The 21,301-nt window shown below is 74.7% G+C and carries 19 protein-coding genes; 5 read left to right on the forward strand and 14 right to left on the reverse strand.

Translation table 11 applies throughout. From position 1 onward, the window contains the following. Nucleotides 1-2: 2 nt before the first annotated feature. Nucleotides 3-443, reverse strand: a complete 441-nt coding sequence (locus tag D5H75_RS00630; RefSeq protein WP_119924334.1) for a VOC family protein — start codon at nucleotides 441-443, stop codon at nucleotides 3-5. Nucleotides 444-773: 330 nt separating this feature from the next. Between D5H75_RS00630 and D5H75_RS00635 the strand changes: the two genes are divergently transcribed. Genes D5H75_RS00635 through D5H75_RS00650 form a run of 4 tightly spaced genes read left to right on the forward strand, consistent with a single transcriptional unit; the run spans nucleotide 774 to nucleotide 4,102 of the window. Further along, nucleotides 774-1,370: a class I SAM-dependent methyltransferase gene (locus D5H75_RS00635; protein ID WP_119925141.1), complete on the forward strand. Its 597-nt coding sequence runs from the start codon at nucleotides 774-776 to the stop codon at nucleotides 1,368-1,370. Further along, the gene (locus D5H75_RS00640; RefSeq protein ID WP_119924335.1) at nucleotides 1,367-1,945 is read left to right on the forward strand and encodes a TrmH family RNA methyltransferase; all 579 of its coding nucleotides are present in this window, start codon (nucleotides 1,367-1,369) and stop codon (nucleotides 1,943-1,945) included. The genes D5H75_RS00635 and D5H75_RS00640 overlap by 4 nt, the downstream gene beginning before the upstream one ends. A 16-nt stretch (nucleotides 1,946-1,961) precedes the next feature. Beyond that, a complete protein-coding gene (locus tag D5H75_RS00645) occupies nucleotides 1,962-2,759 on the forward strand; it encodes a glycerophosphodiester phosphodiesterase family protein (protein ID WP_119924336.1) in 798 nt (265 codons plus the stop codon). Continuing rightward, nucleotides 2,756-4,102 carry an MFS transporter gene (locus D5H75_RS00650; RefSeq protein WP_119924337.1) on the forward strand — a complete coding sequence of 449 codons (1,347 nt, stop codon included), beginning with the start codon at nucleotides 2,756-2,758 and terminating at the stop codon, nucleotides 4,100-4,102. Before D5H75_RS00645 ends, D5H75_RS00650 begins: the two co-directional genes overlap by 4 nt. A 438-nt stretch (nucleotides 4,103-4,540) precedes the next feature. Here D5H75_RS00650 and D5H75_RS00655 read toward each other — a convergent pair whose 3' ends face one another. Beyond that, entirely contained in the window at nucleotides 4,541-6,643 is a 2,103-nt protein-coding gene (locus D5H75_RS00655; RefSeq protein ID WP_119924338.1) for a TerD family protein, read from the reverse strand. 421 nt (nucleotides 6,644-7,064) lie between these two features. Between D5H75_RS00655 and D5H75_RS00660 the strand changes: the two genes are divergently transcribed. Further along, complete coding sequence (locus tag D5H75_RS00660; protein WP_119924339.1) at nucleotides 7,065-7,409, forward strand: RNA polymerase-binding protein RbpA; 345 nt, start codon at nucleotides 7,065-7,067, stop codon at nucleotides 7,407-7,409. Between the two features lie 154 nt (nucleotides 7,410-7,563). On the opposite strand, the gene D5H75_RS00665 is transcribed toward D5H75_RS00660, so the two are convergent. The 12 genes from D5H75_RS00665 to D5H75_RS00720 form a co-directional block, all read right to left on the reverse strand. Beyond that, nucleotides 7,564-8,172 (reverse strand): class I SAM-dependent methyltransferase, encoded by a 609-nt coding sequence (locus tag D5H75_RS00665; protein WP_202637698.1) that lies wholly within the window; start codon nucleotides 8,170-8,172, stop codon nucleotides 7,564-7,566. Between the two features lie 329 nt (nucleotides 8,173-8,501). Continuing rightward, nucleotides 8,502-9,023 (reverse strand): FxsA family protein, encoded by a 522-nt coding sequence (locus D5H75_RS00670; protein ID WP_119924341.1) that lies wholly within the window; start codon nucleotides 9,021-9,023, stop codon nucleotides 8,502-8,504. Between the two features lie 82 nt (nucleotides 9,024-9,105). After that, nucleotides 9,106-9,867 carry a polyprenol monophosphomannose synthase gene (locus D5H75_RS00675; protein WP_119924342.1) on the reverse strand — a complete coding sequence of 254 codons (762 nt, stop codon included), beginning with the start codon at nucleotides 9,865-9,867 and terminating at the stop codon, nucleotides 9,106-9,108. Continuing rightward, nucleotides 9,867-11,594, reverse strand: coding sequence for an apolipoprotein N-acyltransferase (gene lnt, locus D5H75_RS00680; protein ID WP_242453918.1), 1,728 nt, complete (start codon nucleotides 11,592-11,594; stop codon nucleotides 9,867-9,869). Before lnt ends, D5H75_RS00675 begins: the two co-directional genes overlap by 1 nt. 861 nt (nucleotides 11,595-12,455) lie before the next feature. Next, the gene (locus D5H75_RS00685; protein ID WP_242453919.1) at nucleotides 12,456-14,792 is read right to left on the reverse strand and encodes a HelD family protein; all 2,337 of its coding nucleotides are present in this window, start codon (nucleotides 14,790-14,792) and stop codon (nucleotides 12,456-12,458) included. Nucleotides 14,793-15,104: 312 nt separating this feature from the next. Beyond that, nucleotides 15,105-15,905, reverse strand: a complete 801-nt coding sequence (locus tag D5H75_RS00690) for an ABC transporter permease (protein WP_119924343.1) — start codon at nucleotides 15,903-15,905, stop codon at nucleotides 15,105-15,107. Nucleotides 15,906-15,908: 3 nt separating this feature from the next. Continuing rightward, on the reverse strand, nucleotides 15,909-16,667 hold the full coding sequence (locus D5H75_RS00695) for an ABC transporter permease (protein WP_119924344.1): 759 nt from the start codon (nucleotides 16,665-16,667) through the stop codon (nucleotides 15,909-15,911). Nucleotide 16,668: 1 nt separating this feature from the next. Next, nucleotides 16,669-17,598 (reverse strand): ABC transporter ATP-binding protein, encoded by a 930-nt coding sequence (locus D5H75_RS00700; protein ID WP_206781943.1) that lies wholly within the window; start codon nucleotides 17,596-17,598, stop codon nucleotides 16,669-16,671. Between the two features lie 299 nt (nucleotides 17,599-17,897). Then, the gene (locus tag D5H75_RS00705; protein ID WP_119924346.1) at nucleotides 17,898-18,668 is read right to left on the reverse strand and encodes a hypothetical protein; all 771 of its coding nucleotides are present in this window, start codon (nucleotides 18,666-18,668) and stop codon (nucleotides 17,898-17,900) included. After that, nucleotides 18,665-19,219: an RNA polymerase sigma factor gene (locus D5H75_RS00710; protein ID WP_119924347.1), complete on the reverse strand. Its 555-nt coding sequence runs from the start codon at nucleotides 19,217-19,219 to the stop codon at nucleotides 18,665-18,667. Before D5H75_RS00710 ends, D5H75_RS00705 begins: the two co-directional genes overlap by 4 nt. A gap of 75 nt (nucleotides 19,220-19,294) precedes the next feature. Next, the gene (locus tag D5H75_RS00715) at nucleotides 19,295-20,434 is read right to left on the reverse strand and encodes a CU044_5270 family protein (protein WP_119924348.1); all 1,140 of its coding nucleotides are present in this window, start codon (nucleotides 20,432-20,434) and stop codon (nucleotides 19,295-19,297) included. Then, nucleotides 20,431-20,970: an RNA polymerase sigma factor gene (locus D5H75_RS00720; protein ID WP_119924349.1), complete on the reverse strand. Its 540-nt coding sequence runs from the start codon at nucleotides 20,968-20,970 to the stop codon at nucleotides 20,431-20,433. Before D5H75_RS00720 ends, D5H75_RS00715 begins: the two co-directional genes overlap by 4 nt. Nucleotides 20,971-21,301 lie beyond the last annotated feature (331 nt).

The following is a 21,301-nucleotide window of genomic DNA, read 5'->3' on the forward strand; positions in this document are numbered from 1 at the left end:
GGTCAGGGGAGTCGCTGGGAGAGGGCGACGATGATGTTGTCGGGGGCGCGGAGGTAGCAGAGGAGGAAGGCGTCCTCGTAGCGCGCCACCTCGCCGATGAGGTGGGCGCCGTGGGGGCGGACGCGGGCGAGCGTCTCCTCGATGTCGTCGACGGCGAACATGAGGCGGCGGATGCCCAGGGTGTTGACGGGGGCGTCGGCCGGGTCGGGGGCGATCGCCCGCGGGGTGTGGAAGCGCGCCAGCTCGACGCGGCCGGGGCCGCCGGGGACCCGCAGCATGGCGACCTCCTGGCGGACGCCGTCGAGGCCGATGACCCGCTCCACCCACCGTCCCTCGACCGGCATCCGGCCCTCCAGCTCCATGCCGAGAGCCACGAAGAACGCGATGACGGCGTCGATGTCGTCGACGACGATGAGGACGTTGTCCATCCGCTGGATCGCCATGCCAGGTCTCCTCGCTCCGGCACGGCCGCCGTGGCCGCGCTCGCTCCTGGGACGGGCCGCCGGGCCGTTCCCGACATCCTCCCCGCAGGCTTTCACGCGCCCGTCCCGCGCGCCTCGCTCTCCGCCGGATCCCCCGCCGATGCCGTACGGCCCGCCGCGCCGTACGGCATCGGCGGGGTCCGGGCGGGAGAGCGGACCCAGGTCCACGCCGCGCCCGGGCCCTGGCCGGCGATCCCATGGGACCGCCACACGGGTGATCAGTACGCGCCCGGCCCGTCGCGGCGAGCGGGTGGATCGAGGGGTGGGCGGCGCTTGGTAGCGTCGGTGGCCGTGGCGCACTACTTCGAGCGGCGGCCCCAGGTCGCGAGCAACCCGGGCACGGTCAACCTCGTGCTGCCCGACCTGCACCTGCGGCTGGAGACCGACCGCGGCGTCTTCTCCCCGGAGAGGATCGACCTGGGCACCAGGATCCTGCTGGAGACGGTGCCGCCGCCGCCCGCAGAGGGCGACCTGCTCGACCTGGGCTGCGGGTACGGCCCGATCGCCCTCGCCATGGCCTCCCGCGCCCCCGGCGCCCGGGTGTGGGCGGTGGACGTCAACGAGCGGTCGGTGGAGCTGTGCCGCCGTAACGCCGAGGCCAACGGCCTTGACAATGTAAGGTCACTTCTGGCCGACGAGATGGACCCCGGGGTCCGGTTCGCGGCCATCTGGTCGAACCCGCCCATCCGCATCGGAAAGGCCGCGATGCACGAGATGCTCGCGACCTGGCTCGGCCGGCTGACCCCCGGCGGCACCGCCCACCTCGTCGTACAGAAGCACCTGGGGTCGGACTCCCTGCAGCGGTGGCTCACCGAGCAGGGCTGGCCCGCCACCCGTCTCACGTCCCGTTCCGCCTACCGCATCCTGAAGGTCGACGCACGCCCATGACCACGCCCAAGCAGCCGCGCAGGCAGCTCCGCCCCACCGACGTCAAGCGGCTCAACCGCTCCTGGAGGCGCGCCACCGAGGGGCGGCTGTCCCTGATCCTGGAGTCGGTCACGGGGCCGTTCAACATCGGCTCGATCTTCCGTACGGCCGCCGCGCTCGGCGTCGAGACCGTCTGGCTGGCCGGGAACGCCACCGAGCCCACCCACCCCAAGGCGCAGAAGCTCGTGCTCGGCTGCGACCGGTTCGTCGACTGGCGGCCGCCCGTGCCGGTGACCGAGGCGGTCAAGGACGCCCGCGAGGAGGGGTACCGCGTCGTGGCCGTCGAGCTGACCTCCGACGCGCTGCCGCTGCACCTGGCCCCGCTGGACGGCGACGTGTGCCTGGCGGTGGGCGCCGAGGACCACGGCTGCTCCCCCGCGCTGCTGGCCGCCGCCGACGCCGTGGCCTACATCCCGCAGATCGGCCGCGTCGGCTCGCTCAACGTCTCCGTCGCCGCCGCCGTCGCCATGACCGAGGCCCGCCGCAGGGAATGGCAGGACATGCCCGATCCGGCGGGTGACGCCGGAGGGGCGTAACCGGCATACTCCTCTCGTGCCACGTCACTTCGCCTTCCTCGACCACCCGGGACCGCTCCCGTTCGCGCACCGCGGCGGCGCGGCCGAGGGCCGGGAGAACACGATGTCGGCGTTCGCGCACGCCGTCGCGCTCGGCTACCGGTACCTGGAGACCGACGCCCACGCCACCGCCGACGGCGTGCTCGTGGCCTTCCACGACCGCACCCTGGACCGCGTCACCGACCGGCGCGGCCGCATCGCCGAACTGCCCTACCGCGAGGTCTCCCGCGCCCGTATCGGCGGCGACGAGCCGATCCCCCTGCTGGAGGACCTGCTCGGCACCTGGCCCGACATCCGGTTCAACATCGACGTCAAGGACTTCCCCGCGATCGCGCCGCTGGCCGCGGCGCTGCGGCGGACCAACGCCTACGACCGCGTCTGCGTCACCTCCTTCTCCGAGCGGCGGCTGGCGCAGGCGCGGCGGGCGATCGGCCGCGAGGTGTGCACCTCCCTCGGGCCGCAGGGCGTGGCCGCGCTGCGGATGGCCTCCTTCACCTCCGGCTACGGGGGGCTGCTGACCCGGCTGGCCCGCGCCGGAATCCCCTGCGCCCAGGTCCCGGCCGGGATCGGGGCGCTCAAGGTGACCACCCGGGCGTTCGTGCGCACCGCGCACGCGCTCGGGATGCACGTGCACGTCTGGACGATCAACGACACCCGGCAGATGGAACGCCTGCTCGACCTGGGAGTGGACGGCGTGATGACCGACAACGTCACCGGCCTGCGCGACGTGCTGCGCAAGCGGGGCCAATGGCATGAGAACGTGAGCGACAGGTGACCGCCACCGCCTCCCCCCCGGGCGGGACCTCGGCCGAGCTCCGGCGCGAACGCCGCGCCTGGTACCTCTACGACTGGGCCAACTCGGCCTTCTACACGACCGTCATCACGGTCTTCTTCGGCCCCTACCTCACGGGGATCGCCGAGGCCGCCGCCGAGGCCCGGGGCGGGCTCATCCTGGGCATCCGGCCCTCGGCGTACTTCACCTACGTGATCGGCGCGGCCGCGGCCGCCCAGATCGTGGTCATGCCGATCGCGGGCGCGCTGGCCGACCACACCGGCCGCAAGAAGGAACTGCTCGGCGCGTTCGCCTACCTGGGCGCCTTCGCGACCCTGGCGATGTTCTTCGTGACCGGCGACGCCTACCTGCTGGGCGGCGCCCTCCTGGTCGTGGCCACCGTCGGCTTCGCCGCCGCCCAGGTGATCTCCCACTCGTTCCTCAACGACCTGGCCGGGCCCGACGAGCGCGACACGGTCTCCGCGCGCGGCTGGGGCGTCGGCTACCTCGGCGGCGGGCTGCTCCTGCTGGCCAACCTGCTCGTCTTCACCTTCCACGCCTCCCTGGGCCTGGACGCCGCCATGGCCGTACGGCTGGCGCTGGCCTCGGCGGGCCTGTGGTGGGCGGGGTTCACGCTGATCCCGATGCTGCGGCTGACCAACCGGGGCCACGTGGTGCGCTCCGAGAGCGTCGGGCGGGCGGTGAGCGGCAGCTTCCGGCAGCTCGGCCGCACGATCGCGGGCCTGCGGCTGTATCCGCTGACGCTGGTCTTCCTGGTGGCCTACCTGCTCTACAACGACGGCGTCCAGACCGTGATCAACTTCTCGTCGGTCTTCGCCACCGAGGGGCTGGGCCTGTCGCAGGACACCCTGGCCGCCGCCATCCTCATGGTGCAGTTCGTCGCCTTCGGCGGCGCGCTGCTCCTGGGCGCGCTGGCCCGCAGGCACGGCGCCAAGCGCGTGGTCCTCGTCTCCCTGGTGGGCTGGGCCGGGGTCGTCGCCGCCGCCTACTTCCTCCAGGCGGGCGCGGCGTGGCAGTTCTTCGCCATGGGCTTCGTGATCGCCATCGTCATGGGCGGCACCCAGGCCCTGTCCCGCTCGATGTTCTCCCAGGTGATCCCGCGCGGCCGGGAGGCGGAGTACTTCAGCCTCTACGAGATCAGCGACAAGGGGGCCACGTTCCTCGGGTCCCTGGTGGTCGGCACCGTCCTCCAGGTCACCGACAGCTACCGCCTGGCCATCCTCTCCCTCCTCGTCTTCTTCGCCCTCGGCTTCGTCATCCTCGCCGCCCTCGACCTCCCCAAGGCCATCCGCGCCGCCGGCAACGACGTCCCCGGCCGTCTCTGACCCGGCCCCGCCGCCTCCCGGCCCCGCCGCCTCCGGCCCGGCCGCCTCGGGGCGCCGCCGTACGGCTCCCGCCCGCTCCCTCGGCGGGGCGGGCGGCGCGGGACGGGGTTCGCTCGCGGGATGTGCCCGGCCGGGAGGAGGGCCCGGGAGCTGCGGCCAGTAGGCCCGACGGGGGCCTACCTGGAATCGAACCAGGTGAGAAGGAAGCACCCGGATGGCCTCCCGGCCGGGCGGCCCCCTCCGCCGGAGGGGACCGGGCCGCCAGGAGAGCCCGGGAGCTAGGGAAAGAAGGCCGGCGGTCCCGCTCGGGAGACCGCCGGAGGAGTGAGGAGGAAGCCCCCGGATGGCCTGGCGGCCGGACGCGAGGAAGGCGGGAGGACTGGAACCAGATCAGGGTGAGAAGGAAGCCCTCCCATGGCCTCGCGGACCGTCACGATATCAGGCGGGGATCAGCTCGTGCAGGGTCGCCGGGGTGAAGATCCGGGCGCCGTCCGGAAGGCCGGCGGGGACGTCCAGGCCGATGTAGGTGGTGCGCCCCGCCGCCGTGGCCTTCGGCTCCAGCAGCCGGACCAGGTCGCGGACCCGCAGGTAGTCGCGTTCGACGATGGAGCGCACCAGCAGGGAGGCCGTGACGCGGTTCCCCTCGACCCGGTTGAAGCCCGGATGGCCCTTCAGGTACAGGTGCAGCCACTTCGCCCGCCACCGGCCGTCCTCGCCGCGCAGGAACACCAGCGGCAGCGCCACCCGGCCGGAGCCGCGCAGGTCGGACTTGGCGCGCACGGTGCGCGGCTCGAACGGGCGGCCCTCCTGGGCGGCGTCGCGCGTCATGTACCCGAAGAACGCCTCGGCGGCCTCGTCGAACGGTTCCCCGGCGTAGACGTGCACCTGCGGGATGACGATCGGCCGGGTGGCGGCGGCCAGGCGGATGTCCACGAACTCCGACGCGCCCTCGGGCGCCTCGGTGAGGTCGCCGGAGTAGGTGGCGAAGCCGGTGCGGTTGTTGGTCCAGGAGACGTGCTCCGGGGAGCCGTAGGAGGCGTCCAGCATCAGCGCCGACAGGTCGTAGTCGGTGCGCCGCCGGGCCTGCCGCCAGTGCACGAAGAACCGCAGCAGCTCCCCGTCCACCTCCGACAGCGACCCGCGCGGCAGCATGCCCAGCCCCGGGGCGACCGCCTTGCCCGACAGCGGCAGCGCCACGTCCAGCGCGGCCGGGTCGACGACCAGCCGCCCGGGGTCGGGCAGCCGGCGGGCGATCTCGGCGTCCAGGATCTCCGCCGCGCGGGCCACCACGTCCTCCTCCAGCGGCGGGCGCGTGTCGGGGCCGGCCCAGGCGCGGCCGTACCGGTTGGTGAAGACCCGCCCGGCCTCGGGGGCGAGCCGGTTCCGCAGGTGCTCGCTCAGGGACAGCAGCACGCGGCCCGAGGCGCGCGCGGCGGCCCCCTCCGCGGCGTCCAGGACGGCCCGGGGGTCGCCGAGGCGCAGCAGGTGGTCCAGGCGGCGCAGCAGCGCCCCCGGGGCGTTCTCCAGCAGCGCCACCGCGTCGGCCGTACGGCGGGCCGCCAGCGCCTCCTCGACGCGGGCGTCCAGGCTCTGGGCGCGGCGCTCGCCCCGCGCGACCGCGAAGACGGCCGCGGCCCCGGGGTAGCGGGGGTGCTCGTGGGGGTGCAGCCGCTCCCCGAGCCGCTTCCACGGCTCCCGGTGGCGCGGCACGTCCCCGAGCTTGGCCGGGGTGGCCACGGCGTCCAGGGCGGCCAGGAGGGCGCGGCGCTCGGCGCGGCGGAACGAGCGGAACCGGGTGGGCGCGGCCAGGGTGACGTCGCCGCCGGAGCAGGCGCAGGCCAGGCGGAGGACGTCGGTCACGGTGTCCACGAGGAGCGGGCGGCCGGCGGCCAGCCGCGCCTCGTTGACGATCGCCCGGTTCTCCCGCACCGGGATCCGCTCGGGCTCGGCGTCGCAGACCGCGGCCAGGGCGCGCAGGGCCGCCAGGTCCTCGGCCGCGAGCGGCGTCTCGGCGCCCGCGAGCGACAGGTACAGGTCCCGCGCCTCCTCGGCCAGGGTCCCGCCGGCCTCCAGCACGGTCACCCGGTCCCCCGCCAGCGGCACCAGCTCGGCGTGCGCGGCCACCAGGTCGGCGTAGGAGTGCTGGTAGCGGCCGTACCCGGGCAGCTCCAGCAGGTTGAGCACCGGGGACGGGGGCAGGTGCTCCGGGACCACCAGCGCCCGCCGCATGAGCCCGGCCCAGAACTCCGGCGTGTCCGGGACGTTCGCGGGGAAATCGATGAAGTAGGCGTTGTGCTCGACGTGGTCGCCGGCCAGGCGGCGCACGGCCGACAGCACCCGCACCCCCAGGTCGACCACGGCCGGCCCGGGCAGGCGCGACAGCCGTTCGAGCAGCCGCGGCGAGCAGGTGAAGCCCACGCTCAGCAGGGCGGCGTCGAGCTGCCGCGCCGCCGTCTCCCCCCAGCCGGGTCCGGTCGCGGGCTCGCCGCCGAGCGGCACGCGCAGCCGGCGCGTGATGATCAGGCTCTCCAGATCCTCCACGCGCGCACTTTAGCCGCCCATAACCCCATTCCGCCCCCGATTTCGGGCGTACGGCGGCTCGCGAATCCCCGCCAAGGGAGGCCGGGATCCCCGCCGGGGCCGGGGAAGGCGCGGCCGGGAGCCGTCCCCCCGGAGCGGCCGGGAGACGCGGAGCGGGCGCGGCGGGAGGCGCGGGAGCCGGCCCCGGGAGGGGGCGCGGGCGGGGACGCGAGGGAATAGCGGGACGGCAAAAGCGTTCAGCTACGTGCGGAGATGACGCAACCGGGGAAATGTCCCGGTATGCCCTGGTCAGTGGGCTCGAAACACGCGCTCGGCACGAAGGTGCGAAGACGCGCGATTGGATCACTGCTCAGGTGGGAATCCACACACGGTATCAAGCGTTGGACTCCGTGGGAGACGGACCCTGGGGAGGCATTGAACGATGGCCGAGCGAGCACTGCGCGGCACCCGTCTCGGGGCTACTAGCTACGAGAACGACCGCAACACCGACCTGGCCCCGCGCCAGGAGGTCAACTACACCTGCCCGAGGGGCCATCAGTTCAGCGTACCGCTCTCCGCGGAGGCCGAGATCCCGGCCACGTGGGAGTGCCGCAACTGCGGCTCGACGGCACTGCGCATCGACGGTGAGCAGCCCCAGCAGAAGAAGGCCAAGCCGGCCCGCACCCACTGGGACATGCTGCTGGAGCGCCGCTCCATCGAGGATCTGGAGGAGGTCCTGAACGAGCGCCTGGCGATCCTGCGCGCTCAGCGCCGCAAGAGCGCCTGACCCTCGTCCGCGGGCGCCCAGCGCCCGGCGGGCGGCCCTCCTCGCGATCCTCTCGCGACGACGCGGCCGGACGCCCCGCACCCTGCCAGGGTGCGGGGCGTCCGGCTTTCGCGCGTCCGGAGGGGTACGGCGCCGCGCCGTGCCCCTCTCCGGCTCAGGCGCGGTAGACGGCGACGGTGAACGGGCGCTGGGGGTTCCGGTGCACGCGCTCGCTCAGCCGCGTCAGGCCCGCGCGGGCGTCCAGGTAGCGGTGCAGCCGCCCGGCCTCGGGCCACGGGTGCACGGCCACGAGCACCCCGCCGGGCGCGAGCAGGTCCCCCAGCCGGTCCGACGCGCGCCGCAGCCGTTCCTCACGGCCCAGGTAGTACAGCGTCTCGGCGCAGAACGCCAGGTCGAAGCGGCGGTCCGCCCGGTGCGTGAGGATGTTGGCGCGCACGAACCGCACGCGCTCCTCCCTGACCCGCGCCCGCGCCCGCGCCAGCGCCCGCCCGGAGATGTCCAGCCCGGTGATCTCCGCCTCGGGGAACGTCTCCGCCAGCGCCTGGGTGAACACGCCCTCCGCGCACCCCACCTCGACGATGTCCCGGTACGGCCGGGCGGGCAGGTCCGCCAGCGTCGCCGCGTACTTCTCGCGCTCGTAGGAGTCGGTGGACAGCCGCCAGGGGTCCGGGCTCCGGTGCCACCAGTCGAAGTACCGTCCCAGGATCTCCCCCTGCCGCGAGGGCGCGAGCAGGGAGACCGTACGGAAAAGCGTCCGATGCATCAGTTCCGGAATGTTGGGCACGACCGGCATAGGCCCTCTTTTCACTGGGAATCAGGAAAGCCCCGAGTTCCCATGAAAATTAGGAAAGGCCGCGCCCTCCGTCATCACACCCCGGTGTGATCTTCTCGCTCCTCCGCCAGAAGGAACGCGAGGCCGGTCCCCGCCCCGCCGTGCCGAGGCAGACGCGAACGGTGAAACCTGCGGGACCGCGTGAGATGAATGGGCGGAATACGCCAGGTGACCCGAATAAGACATGGTGAAAAGACCAGGCCCTAACGACCGAATGGGCCGGGCCCGATCCAGCCGGGCCCGATGCAGCCGGGCCCGATCTAGTCGTCGACGACCTCGCCGGTGACCACACGGCCCCGGCCCGGGCTCGCGGTCCCGCCGGGGGCGTGGCCGGCGCCGGGCCAGGGGGCGGCGCCGGGGTCCTGGGGCGCGCCCGGGGGGAACATCATCGAGGCGTACGGCGAGCGCTCGGCCAGGGTGCGCACGCGGCGCTTGAGGACGCGCAGGAGCAGGCCGCGCACGAGCGGGCGGGTCGCCGGGACCACCAGCAGGATGCCGACCACGTCGGTCAGGAAGCCGGGGGTCAGCAGGAGGACGCCGCCGGCCAGGACCATGCCGGCGTCCACGAGCTGCCGGTCGGGCATCACGCCGGTGGAGACCGCGTCCTGCAGCGCCCGCCAGGCGCGGCGGCCCTCACGGCGCACGAGCCAGGAGCCCAGCACGCTCATCGCCAGCAGCACGAACACGGTCTGCCAGCCGCCGATGACGGTGCCCACCTGGATGATCATCCAGATCTCCAGCACCGGCACGACGAGGAAGGCCAGGAACAGCAGAATGCCCATGTCACCTCCAACGCCCGGGACCGCCGCGGCGTTCCGCGCCCGGGCCGCCCGCCCGGGCGGCCCTTCAGGACCCGGCCCCGGCTCAGCGGCGGGGGCGGCGCGCGGCGGCCAGCCGGGCCGGCAGCCCCGTGACGCCCCAGACCGTGACCCGGACCAGGGCCTCCTTGACCACGTTGCCGCTCATCTTGCTCGCCCCGCGCACCCGGTCCACGAACGTGATGGGCACCTCCGCCACGCGCAGGCCGTTGCGCACCGTGCGCAGCGTCAGGTCCACCTGGAAGCAGTACCCCTGGGACTCCACGTCGTCCAGGCCGATCTTCTCCAGCGTCGCCGCCCGGTAGGCCCGGAAGCCCGCGGTGGCGTCGTGCACCGGAAGGCCCAGCATCAGCTTGACGTAGGTGTTGGCGCCGCGCGAGAGGATCTCCCGGCGCAGCGGCCAGTTGGCCACCCGCCCGCCGCGCACCCAGCGGGAGCCGATCACCAGGTCGGCCCCGGCCGCCAGGCGCTCCAGCATCGCCGGCAGCCGCTCCGGCGGGTGGGAGCCGTCGGCGTCCATCTCCACGAGCACGTCGTAGCCCTCGGCCAGCCCCCACCGGAACCCGGCGATGTAGGCCGCGCCCAGGCCCTGCTTGCCGGGCCGGTGCAGCACGTGCACGTGGTCGTCGGCCTCGGCCATCGCGTCGGCCAGCTCGCCCGTGCCGTCCGGGCTGTTGTCGTCGGCGACCAGCACGTGCGCCTCGGGGACGGCGGCGCGGACCCGGCCGACGATCGGCTCCAGGTTCTCGCGCTCGTTGTAGGTCGGGACGATGACGAGCACCCGGCCGACCTCGGTGGCGTGTCCCATCAGGCTGCCCCTCCCGCCGCCGTCTCCCGGCGTGACCGAAGTGCCGCGAACACTATTGCTCCTACCCCAATCAGCGTCAGCACCCACTCGGGGACGGCCCCGACGCGGGTGGCGATCGTGGTCTCGGTGCGGACCGGGATCGAGTCCACCCGCATGTCGGGCACCCGCTCCCGCGTCTGCCAGCGGACGGTGCCGTCCGGGTCCACCAGGGCGCTGATGCCCGTCGTGGCCGCCGTGACGATCGCCCGGTTGTGCTCCACCGCGCGCAGCTTGGACATCGCCGTCTGCTGCGGCGGCAGGCTGGTGAACGAATACGTGGCGTTGTTGGTCTGGACGGCCAGCGGGGTTCCGCCGTCGCGCACGGTGTCGCGCACCGCGTCGTCGAAGGCCACCTCGTAGCAGTTGACCGCGCCGATGAGCACCGGCCCCTGCCGGATCGCGCCGCTGGTCGTCCCGGCCAGGGACTCGCGGCCGACCAGGCTGATCCGCTCGAAGATCTTCTCCAGGAGCGCGCGCATGGGCACGAACTCCCCGAACGGCACGAGCTTCTTCTTGTTGTAGACCGGGCCCGGGCCGGTCCCGGGGTTCCAGACGATGCTGCGGGTCTGCCGGTGCACGCCGTCGTCCAGGTGCACGACGGCGCCCACCATCACCGGCACCCCGATGTCGCGCACGGCCGCGTCGATGATCTCGTAGGCGCCGCGGTCCTTGTACGGGTCGATGTCGGTGGAGTTCTCCGGCCAGATCACCAGGTCCGGCCTGGGCAGCCTGCCCGCGCGCACGGCGGCGGCCATCTCGTGGGTCTTGTTCGCGTGGTTGCGCAGCACGATCGCCGGTTCGTCGCCGAGGAAGTACATCCCGTGGCCGGGAACGTTCCCCTGGATCACGCCGATGTTGACCGTGCGCTCCCTGCCCGGCGCGCCGGGGCGCGGCACCGCGACCGCCAGGGCGGGCACCACCACGGCCCCGAGCACCGCCAGCGCCGCCCAGCGGTACGGCGTGCCGGCCGCCCGCCGCGCCGGCTCGGCGGTGGCCTCCGGCGCGCCGTTCCCGGCGCCCGCGGCGTCCCCGGCGGCCTCCGCGCCCCTCGCGCCCCTCAGCGCGCCGGTCACCGCCGGCGCCAGCCGTACGGCCGCCCAGGCCAGGAGGGCGCCGCTGAGCGCGGTGGCGAAGGTGACCAGGGGTGCGCCGCCCAGCGCGGCGAACGGGGTGTAGGGGGACTCGGTCTGGCTGAACGCCACGCGGGCCCAGGGGAAGCCGTCGTAGGGCCAGTTGCCGCGCACCAGCTCCTGGAGCACCCAGACGGCCGCGACGTACGGCGGCCAGCAGCGCAGCCGCGTCACCAGGGCCACGGCGATGCCCTGGAGCAGGAAGTACAGGCTCTCGAAGACCGACAGGAACACCCAGGCGTCCTCGCCGATCGGACGCGTCCAGGGGAACATCGGGAAGAAGAAGACCAGCCCGCCCAGCATGCCGATCCAGGCGGCGCGGCGCGGGCGCAGGCCGCGCAGCGACAGCGTCAGCAGCGCGATGCCGGCCGGGGCCAGCGGCCACCAGTCGATGGGCGGGAAGGCGAGGTACAGCAGGACTCCCCCGGCCGCCGCCAGGAGCATCCGCGGCCACGGCAGGCGGCGGACGCGCGACGGCGGAGGCGCGCCCGTCACGGCCGCGCCCGCGTCCGCGGGATCGCCGGGCCCGCCCTCGCGGGCCATCGTCTCCTGCGCCACCGGCGGACTCTCCTCGTGCTGCGTTCGGCGCCCGGCCGTCGAAGGCGCCGTGGGGTGTCTGCCGGAACGCTACCGCCCCCGGAGGGGTCCCCCAACCAGCAGGGGGGCGAGAGCCGTGGCGGGGAGGCCGGACGGATACAGCGTAGATCAGCCCGGGGAGCAGAATAGGCCAAAGCGGAAGAGGGCCCGGACGACCCTTCGGACCGGATCCGTCTCGTCGGCGGCGAGCGCGCGATTCCGTTGTCTACTGGATGTCCGGGCCCTTCCGGGTCCAACCCCCCGCCCGGTCGGGGTGCCCTGACCTGAGCGCGTATCGGCCCTGCGTCTGGCTGTACGGACGAAGTCACGCTCCGTCACGGACGCAGGATCCGACAGCGTCAAAGCCAGCCGACCGGCCAGTCCCGTGCTGGACTGTGCAGCAAACTACCCAGCTCCGCGCAGATGTCAACCGCTGGGCTATCAGGGGAAATACCAAGTTTTCGCAGCTAGGACGGACGTGGCCAGCCCCTCAATCCGGACAACCGGCGCAGATGTCACCGGTTTCCGCGACACGCCGTACGCCACGGGCGTCCTCATCCGCCGCCCCGCGTCCTCGCGCGCGGTCCCGCCGCGCCGGTGTCCCGCCTCGCCGCGCGTCAATCCCCCGGCGCCGCACCCCTCCGGCAAAGACCCGGCAAGGGCGGCCCCCGCCGGGTCATGACGGCCCCAGGCCCCGCCCCGCCTCTCCTCAGGCGCGGCGAGCCCTCCCGCCGCGCCGATCACGCCGTTATCGTCACACGCTGTGACCAACGGTGCGTGACCAACCGTGCGTGACCAGCCGTGCCTGACCGGCGGCCGGCGGGCGTCAGGCGGAGGTGGGGGTCAGGCGCGGCCGGTCTCGCGGCGGGGGGTGAGGCGGGACAGGAACGGCGGGAGATCGGTCGTGTGGACGACGCCCAGGCGGCGGGTGGCGCGGGTGAGGGCGACGTACAGGTCACCGGGGCCGCGCGGGGACTCGGCGAGGACGGCGGCGGGCTCGGCGATCACCACGCCGTCGAACTCCAGGCCCTTGGCCTGCGCGACCGTGAGCACGGCGACCGGGGCGTCCAGGCCCTCGGGGCCGGTCACGCCCAGCGGGGCCAGCCGCTCCGCGAGCGCGGCCGGCACGATGAGCGCCAGCCGGCCCTGGCCGAGCGCGGCGGCCTCGGCGGCCACCACCCCCGGGAGCGCGGCGGCCAGGTCGTCCACGCGCAGCGACCAGGGCGCCTCGTCCCCCTGCCGGACCGAGCGGGGCGGCTCCAGGCCGGGACCGACCGCCGCGAGCGCGTCCGCCGCCACGTCCATGATCGCCGATGGGGTCCGGTAGTTGACGGTGAGGCGTTCCAGCCGCCAGCGGCCGGCGGCGTGGGGGTCCAGCGCCTCGGCCCAGGTGCGCGGCCCGGCCGCCGTGCCCGCCTGCGCCAGGTCGCCGACCACCGTCATCGAGCGCGCCGGGCAGCGCCGCATCAGCGCCCGCCAGGCCATCGCCGAGACCTCCTGCGCCTCGTCCACGATGACGTGCCCGAACGTCCAGGAGCGGTCGCCCGCGGCCCGCTCGGCCAGGGTCAGGTGGGCCGCGTCCTCGCGGTGCCGCTCGGCCAGCGCCGCCGCGTCCACCACGCCCTCCATGCCGAGGATCGCCAGGACCTCGCGGGCGTACCTGACCTCCTCGCTCTCCTCCTCCTGGGCGCGCAGGGCGCCGCGCAGCGCGCTCTCCTCGATCTCGCCGAGGAGTTCGGCGGCCTCGTCCAGCAGCGGCACGTCGGCCGGCGTCCAGGGCGCGTCCGGCTCGCGCCGCAGCAGGTCCCGCTCCCGCCCGGTCAGCTCGGGCGCGGCCGAGGCCAGCCGCGCCGGGTCGGCGTACAGCTCGCGCAGCAGCCGCTGCGGCGTCAGGTACGGCCACAGCCGGTTGATCGCCGACCGCACCGCCGGCTCGGCGTGGATCTCCGCGCGCAGGTCCGCCACGTCGGCCTCGCTCAGCAGGTCCGCCCCGTAGTGCTTGGCCGCCTGCTTGGTCAGCGCGGCCAGGATCGCCCGCGTGAACACCCGCCGCGCCTGGTTGTGCGGCCTGCGCGAGCGCCGCGCCTTGGTCCGCGCCGAGTCCACCGTGCGCCGGTCCAGCCGCAGCGTCGTGCGGTCCACCCGCAGCTCCAGCGGCGCGCCCAGGGGCTCCTGCCGGTCCTGTACGGCTCGCGCCAGCACCCCTGCCATGCGCGCGTCGCCCTTGAGCGCGGCGACCTCGTCGGGCTCGTCCGCCTCGGCCGTCACGCCGGGGAACAGCTCGCCGACGGTGGACAGCAGCACGTCGGTCTCGCCGAGCGAGGGCAGGACCTGGCCGATGTACCGCAGGAAGGTGCTGCTGGGGCCGACGATCAGCACGCCGCCGCGGCTCAGCTTGTCGCGGTGGGTGTAGAGCAGGTAGGCGGCCCGGTGCAGGGCGACGACGGTCTTGCCGGTGCCGGGGCCGCCCTCGACGACGAGCACGCCGGGCAGGCCCGAGCGGATCACGCGGTCCTGCTCGGCCTGGATGGTGGCCACGATGTCGCGCATGCGGCCGGTGCGGTGCTCGGCGAGGGAGGCCAGCAGCGCGGCCTCGCCGTTCAGCGTGGACCGGTCGGCCTCGGCGAGGGCGTCGATGTCGAACAGGTCGTCGTCGAGGCCGATCACCCGGCGGTTCCTGGTCCGGATGTGGCGGCGCAGGGCCAGCCCCGCGGGGGAGGCGGCGGTCGCCCGGTAGAAGGGCTGGGCGACGGGGGCGCGCCAGTCCACGAGCAGGCGCTCCTGGTCGTCGTCGGACAGCCCGATGCGGCCGATGTACAGCCGCGCCTCGGCGGCCGGGACCGCCCCGCCCTCCCCGGCGCCGGCGGGGCCGGACGAGGTGTCCGCCCCGGAGGTCCCGGCGTCCCCGGCCGCGGCGTCTCCGGCCGGCGGGCCGTTCACGCCGCCCGCGCCGCCGGGGGCGCCGTCCGCCCCGGAGGGAAGGGCGCGGTCGATGCGGCCGAAGCACAGCCCGTTCTCCACGGACCAGAGCTGGGCCAGGCGCTCGGCGTACATCGCGGCGAAGCCGTCGCGCTCCGACCGGGCCTGGTGGGTGCCGCTCGCGCCCTGGGCCAGCACCTCGTCGAGGCGTCCCTGAGTGCGCTCCCGCAGCAGGTCGAGCCGGTCGTACAACCGGGACACGTAGGCCTGCTCACGGGCCAGTTCGGTTTGACGGGCGTCTGTGGACCTGTTAACGTCGGTGTTGATGGGGTGCTCCGCGCCTTTGTGCTGCCTGTGAAGAGGCCCCAAGGTTACCAGAGCGGCGTCACGGCCGCGATTCCCCGCCGCCCCTCCGGGTCACCCTTCCGCTCCCGGGCTCCGCGCCTCCCCCACCTGCGGCGGCATCTCTCCCGCCAAGGACCGTGCCCCGCCCGCCTGCGGCGACTCCCCGTCCGCGCGGGGCGGTGCCTTTCCCACTCGGGGCGGCATCCCTCCTCCGCAGGGGGATGTCTCTCACACGCACAGCTTCCTGTCGACCCGCCGCGCCGCGAACCACAGCCCGGCCACGGCCATCGCCGCGAGGTACCCGGCGTTGACGAGCTGGCCCCACCCCGGAGCCCCGATCGCCAGCGCCCGCACCAGCTCCACCGCGTGGTAGAGCGGCGTCGCGTGCACGACCCACTCCAGCGCCGCCGGGTAGTCCCGCACCGGCGAGAACGTGCCCGAGAACAGGAAGAGCGCGAACTGCCCGGTGCTCAGCAGGTCGAAGTCCTGCCAGCCGCGCATCAGCGTGCTCACCGCCATGCCCGCCGCCCCGAACGCCAGCCCCGTCAGCAGGGCCGCGGGCAGCGCCGCCAGCGCCCACACCGGCTCGACCAGCCCCAGGGCCGTCATGACCACCAGGAACGCGCCGGTGTACATCGAGCCGCGCACCATGGCCCAGCCCAGTTCCCCGAACGCGATCTCCACCGGCCGCACCGGCGTGGCCAGGATCGCGTCGAAGACCTTGGCGTACTTGAGCTTGAAGAAGAAGTTGAAGGTCGTCTCGGCCAGCGCCCCCGACATCGCCGACACCGCCAGCATCGCCGGGGCCACGAACTGGGCGTACGACAGGGTCCGCCCGTCCACCGTGAGGTCCCCGACCAGGGAGCCCACGCCCACGCCGATCGACAGCAGGTACAGCACCGGCTCGAAGAACCCCGACACCAGCACCAGCAGGTAGGAGGGGCCGCTGCGCAGCGCGTCCACGTTGCGGCCCATCACCGCGCCCACCCGCCCCGGGGAGAGCCGCGCCGTCACCATCGCCGTCACCATGGGTCAGTCCTCGAGTCTCTTGCGGAAGGCGCGCACGGCCCAGGCGAACCCGCCCGCGGCCCACGCCAGCAGGTAGGCCGCGTGCAGCCAGGCCGGCCAGGCGGTCGCCGCCCCGAGCGTGGCCGCCCGGCACAGCTCCACGGCGTGCCACAGCGGGGAGGCCATCGCGACCGGCTCCAGCCAGTCGGGGAGCTGCTCCAGCGGGAAGAACACGCCCGCGAACAGCGTGGAGGGCATCATCACGAACCGGAACAGCAGCGCGAAGTAGCTGTCGTGCCCGATCGTGGCCGCGAACGCGGTGATCGGCGCCGACACGGCCACCCCCAGCAGCCCGCACGCGAGCGGCGCGAGCACGGCCAGCGGCGAGTGCAGCGCCCCGAACAGCGCGGTCACCCCGAGGAACACCAGCGCGTTCACCAGCACCCGGATCAGGATGTAGAGCATCCAGCCGCGGAGGATGTCAGGCACGCCCACCGGGGTCGCCCGCGCGGCGTGGTAGGCCCGCGTCCACCGGAAGTCGCCGAACACCGGATAGGTGGACTCCCCGGCCGCCATCTGGAACGCGCTCGAGGCCATCACGCCCGGGACGATCCACGCCAGGTAGCTCACGCCGCCGACGTCCCCGACGTACCCGCCGACGCCGACGCCGATGCTGAGCAGGAACAGCACGGGCAGCACGAACGAGCCGAACACCGAGGCCCGCCACAGCCGCCGGTAGAGCGTGAGGTGGCGTTCCAGCACCGCCACGGTCGGATGCGCCATGTCAGTCCACCAGGGTCCGGCCGGTCAGGTGCAGGAAGACGTCCTCCAGCGAGGACCGCCGCACGAGCACGCTGGAGGGGTTGACGCCGCGCCGGTGCACCTCGGCCGCCGCGCCGTCGCCGTCCGGGGCGTACAGCAGGATGCGGTCGGGCAGCACGTCCAGGCGCTCGCCGATCCCCTCCAGCTTGCCGGCGTAGCCGTCCAGCTCCTCCAGGCCGAACCGCAGCTCGACCACCTCGGGGGTGGAGTAGGTCTCGATCAGCGAGCGCGGGGAGCCCTCGGCCACGATGCGGCCGCCGTCCATCACGACGAGGCGGTCGCAGAGCTGCTCGGCCTCGTCCATGTAGTGGGTGGTGAGCACCAGGGTGGTGCCCCGCTGCTTGAGCCGGAACAGCCGCTCCCACAGCAGGTGCCGCGCCTGCGGGTCCAGGCCCGTGGTGGGCTCGTCCAGCAGCACCAGGTCCGGCTCGTTGACCAGCGCCCGCGCGATCGTCAGCCGGCGCTTCATGCCGCCGGACAGCGGCTCGACCGGGCTGGCGGCCTTCTCGGTCAGCCGCGCGAACTCCAGCAGCTCGTCGGCCCTGCGCCGCGCCTCGGCCCGGGAGATGCCGAAGTAGCGGGCGTAGGTGGTGAGGTTCTCGCGGACGTTCAGGTCCGGGTCGAGCGTGTCGAGCTGCGGGCACACCCCGAGCCGGCCCCGGATCCGGGTGCCGTCCCGCGCCGGGTCCATGCCGAGGATGCGCAGCTCCCCGGCGGTGGGCAGCGACACGCAACTGATCATGCGCATCGTGGAGGACTTCCCCGCGCCGTTGGGCCCGAGGAACCCGAACGCCTCGCCGGGGGCCACCTCCAGGTCGATCCCGTCCACGGCCGTGAAGTCGCCGAAGCGTTTCACCAGCCCCCGCGCGTAGATCATCGCTTCGTCCGACACGAGGAGAGACCCTAACCCGCTTCACCGACACTTCCGCAAGGAGTTTTCCCCGGCGGTCCTCCGTCGCCACCCCTCCGTGCGGTGAACGGCGCGCCGCCGGGCCGGGGCGCACGGGCACGCGGGAACACCGCGCACTGGGCAGTGCCACGCGGGCACGCCCCGGCACGCGGGCACGCCCCGGCACGCGGGCACACCCCGGCACGCGGGCACACCCCGGCACGCGGGCACACCCCGGCACGCGGGCATGCCGGGGCCCGGCGGCCGTCCTCCGGCCGCCGGGCCCGTCTCGGGGTGGGTCGTCAGGAGCCGGAGTGGACGGTGGCCCCGGTGCGGTTCTCCCGCGTCGCCGGCCCGCCGCCGGGGGCGGTCCCGTCCTCGGTCCTTTCCTGGGTGCCGGAGCCGTCCGTGTCCTGCCGGATGCCCGGTCCCCGGCCGCCGGAGTCGTCGTCCTCGCGTTCCGTGGTGCCGGGGCCGTCGCCCTCGCGCTCCTGCGCGCCGCCGGCGCCGTCCCCGCCCCTGGGCGGGGCGGCGGGCGGGGCCACGGGCTCGCAGGGCGTCACGGCGCCCTTGACGATCTCCAGTGAGGTCGCCGCCGGGGCCTTCCCGGGGGCGTCCGCGTCGCGGGAGACGGCCAGGACCAGGGTGTGGTCCCGGGCGATCTGTCCCTTGCCGACGCGGAAGGTGATCCCGCCGCCCTCGCCGCCGACGCCGACCTCGAGCCGGCCGCCCCCGCGCGCCGTCTCGCCCCGGGGGGACTTGCAGATCCTGCCGGCGGGCAGGTAGTCGACCACGGCCTTGATCCCGGCCTTGGCCAGCTCCCCCTCCAGCGCGCCGGGGTCGCGGAACTCGTCGATGCGGACCTTCACCGCGCCGTCCGGGTCCGTGGTGACCGCGAACGCCGGGCTGCCGGCCCCGCCGTACACCAGGAATCCCGCCGTGGCGGCCGCCGCGGCCCCCGTGACCGCGACGACCGGCCGGGGCACGCGCCGCGTCCTGGCCCGCACCGGGGCGGGCCTCGCGGCCAGGTCCTCCTTGAGCGCCGTCAGCAGGCGCTCCTCGAACCGGCTCATGCCGTTCCCTCCATCTCCTCGGTGAACACGGCCGACGGCGGGACGAACCGCTGCAGGGCCTTCCTGGCCCGGTGCAGCCGCACCCGCGCGGTCACCGCGCGGATCCCGAGCGCGGCGGCGGCCTCGGCGACGGTGAGCTGGTCGACGGCCACGAGTTCGAGCACCGCCCGTTCCCCCTCGGGGAGCGCCTGCATGGCCGCGAGCGCCTCGCGCATGCCGCGCTCGGCGTCGATCCGCTCCTCCATCCGGCCCACGTCGTCGTCGTCCATCAGCCGCCGCCCCGCGATCCGCCCGCTCGCCCGGGCCTCCCGCGCGTCCCGCCGCCGCCGCGCCGACACGACGTTGCGGGCCACGCCGTACAGCCAGGCGATCTCGCTCCCGCGTCCCGGCCGGTACGTGTGCGCCGAGTCGAGCGCCGCCAGGAACACGTCCGCGGTCAGGTCACCGGCGAGGTGGGGGTCGTCCACCCGCCGCGTCACGAACCGCAGCACCGCCTCGAAATTGCGCCGGTAGAACGCCTCGAAGGCGGCGGAACTCTCGTCGAACCGCATCCCGGCTCCCTCCGTCGTCCGCCCTTACACCCCTACTTGGCCCGGCCGTCCCAAGGCGTTTCCGGCCCCCGCGGGTCAGTCCCCAGGGGGCTCGCCGAGGGAGTCGGACCAGCCGCTGTCGGCGTACGCCACGCGCAGGTCGGCCTCCCCGGTCCTGGAGACGCGGGACTCGAAGGCGAGCAGTTCGCCGCTCCCGGGGTCGACGATCAGCCGCGCCGGGCGGCGGCCGTCCTCCCCGTCCCAGGTCGTCTCGACGGCCACCCCGGTACGGCCCAGCGGGTCGCGCACGTGCTCCCGGGCGCGGATGCCGTCCTGCCGGGCGAGCACGCGGTACAGCGCGGCCTTCGTCGCGGGCCTGATCGGGCCGGCCAGGAGGTCCTGCGCGGTGGACCAGACATAGGACGGGAAGTCCGGCACCTCGTCCCAGTCGGCCGGTTTCTCCGCGGCGTGCAGCCGACGCAGCTCCGCCTCCAGGCCCGCCTCGTCGCGGGGCAGCGCGCGCAGGTCCGCCATCGTCATCCGATGCGCGCCGATCAGCCACTTGAGCGCCATGTCGTAGTCGTTCACCGACCGCTCCGCCCGCCACAGCTCGGGGGAGCCCGCCTTCCGCCACGCCGCCTCGTCCGCCTCCGAGGCGAAGGTGACCTTCACGTCCTGCCCCGTCACCGTACGGCTGCGCGCGCCCCCGTCGCGCGCGAACCACGACTCCTGGGTGTGCGCCGCGTAGGCGCGGTAGGGCAGCTCCTGCCGCCGCGCCGGCTTGCCGGTCCCCGCCCCGGGGAACCGGATCCGCTCGAAGGTCCGCTCCCGCCTGTACCAGTACGCCCCCGTCTCCTCAGAGGCGCGCTCGGCCGCGGTCGCGCTCGCGAGCAAGACCGACCGGGCGTCCAGCCGTACGGACCGGGGCGGCGCGGCGGGCGTGGCGGCGGCGCGGCCGGAGCCCCCGGGGACCGGGTCCGCGCCCGTGCCGACGGCGCCCGGCACGACCACCGCGGCGGCGGCCAGCCCTGCGGCCGCCGTGCCCGCGACGGCGAGCCGGAGCCGCCAGGCCGGACGGGCGGGCAGCGGGTCGCGGCGGCCCTCCGCGGCGCCACGGGGCGAGGCCAGCGCGCGGGCCAGATCGCCCTCGCGGCGCCTGCCGTACGCCTCGGCGGTCAGCTCGTCGAGCCCGGCGGGGCGCAACGCCGCGAAGAGCTCGTCGGATTCCTTGCTCATGGGCACCTCTGCTCCTGGGAGGTCATGGAGAGGACACGGGGCGCGGCGGGGGCCTCGTCGAGGGCTCGGGCCAGCCGCCGGCGCGCCCGGTGCAGGCGTACGGCGAAGGCGGCCCGCGAGGACCCTGTCGCCAGGGCCGCCTCGGCGGGGGTCAGGCCGTGCCAGACGGTCAGCACGAGCGCCTCGACGTCGCGCTCGGGCAGCGCGGCGAGGGCCGCGAGGGCCGCCTCGCGCGCCACCACGTGCTCGGCGACGTCGGCGGCCGCCGGTTCCCCGCCCAGCGCGGCGAAGCGGTCCACGAGGGACTCCCCGCGCAGCCGCGAGTCGCGCTGCTTGCGCAGCAGGTTCCTGGCCACGCCGATCAGCCACGGCAGCGCCGGTTCCGGCACCTCCGGCAGCCGCCGCCACGCGACGAGGAAGGTCTCGCTCACCACGTCCTCGGCCACGCCCTGCTCGGCCCGCAGCAGCGCGTAGCCGAGCAGGCTGCGGTAGTGCCGGTCGTAGAGCGCGGTGAAGCGGCCCTCCGGATCGTCCACGTCATCTCTGTCCTATCGATCGGGTTCGCGGCGTTCACGCCGCCGTTCACCCAGTACTCCCTCCGGAGCGCCCAGGATTACAGCCTGGCCGGAAATGGGAGAGAACAGCCTGGCCGGGACCTCCCGCACTCCGGCCGCCGGCGGCTCCCGCCCGCACCACCGATTCACACGCCGCGGGGATCGCGCCGGTCCGGGTGGGCGGGGCCCGCGGGAGGGGAGCCACCGCCGGATGGGGGCGGTCGCCGGGGGCGCTCCGGGCGGTGGCGGCGTACGGCTGGGCGGCCTGGTCCCGCCGCCGGATGCCGGGGGGACATCGGGATGACGGGGAGAC

Source organism: Bailinhaonella thermotolerans (genome assembly GCF_003594875.1).
Lineage (GTDB): Bacteria > Actinomycetota > Actinomycetes > Streptosporangiales > Streptosporangiaceae > Bailinhaonella > Bailinhaonella thermotolerans.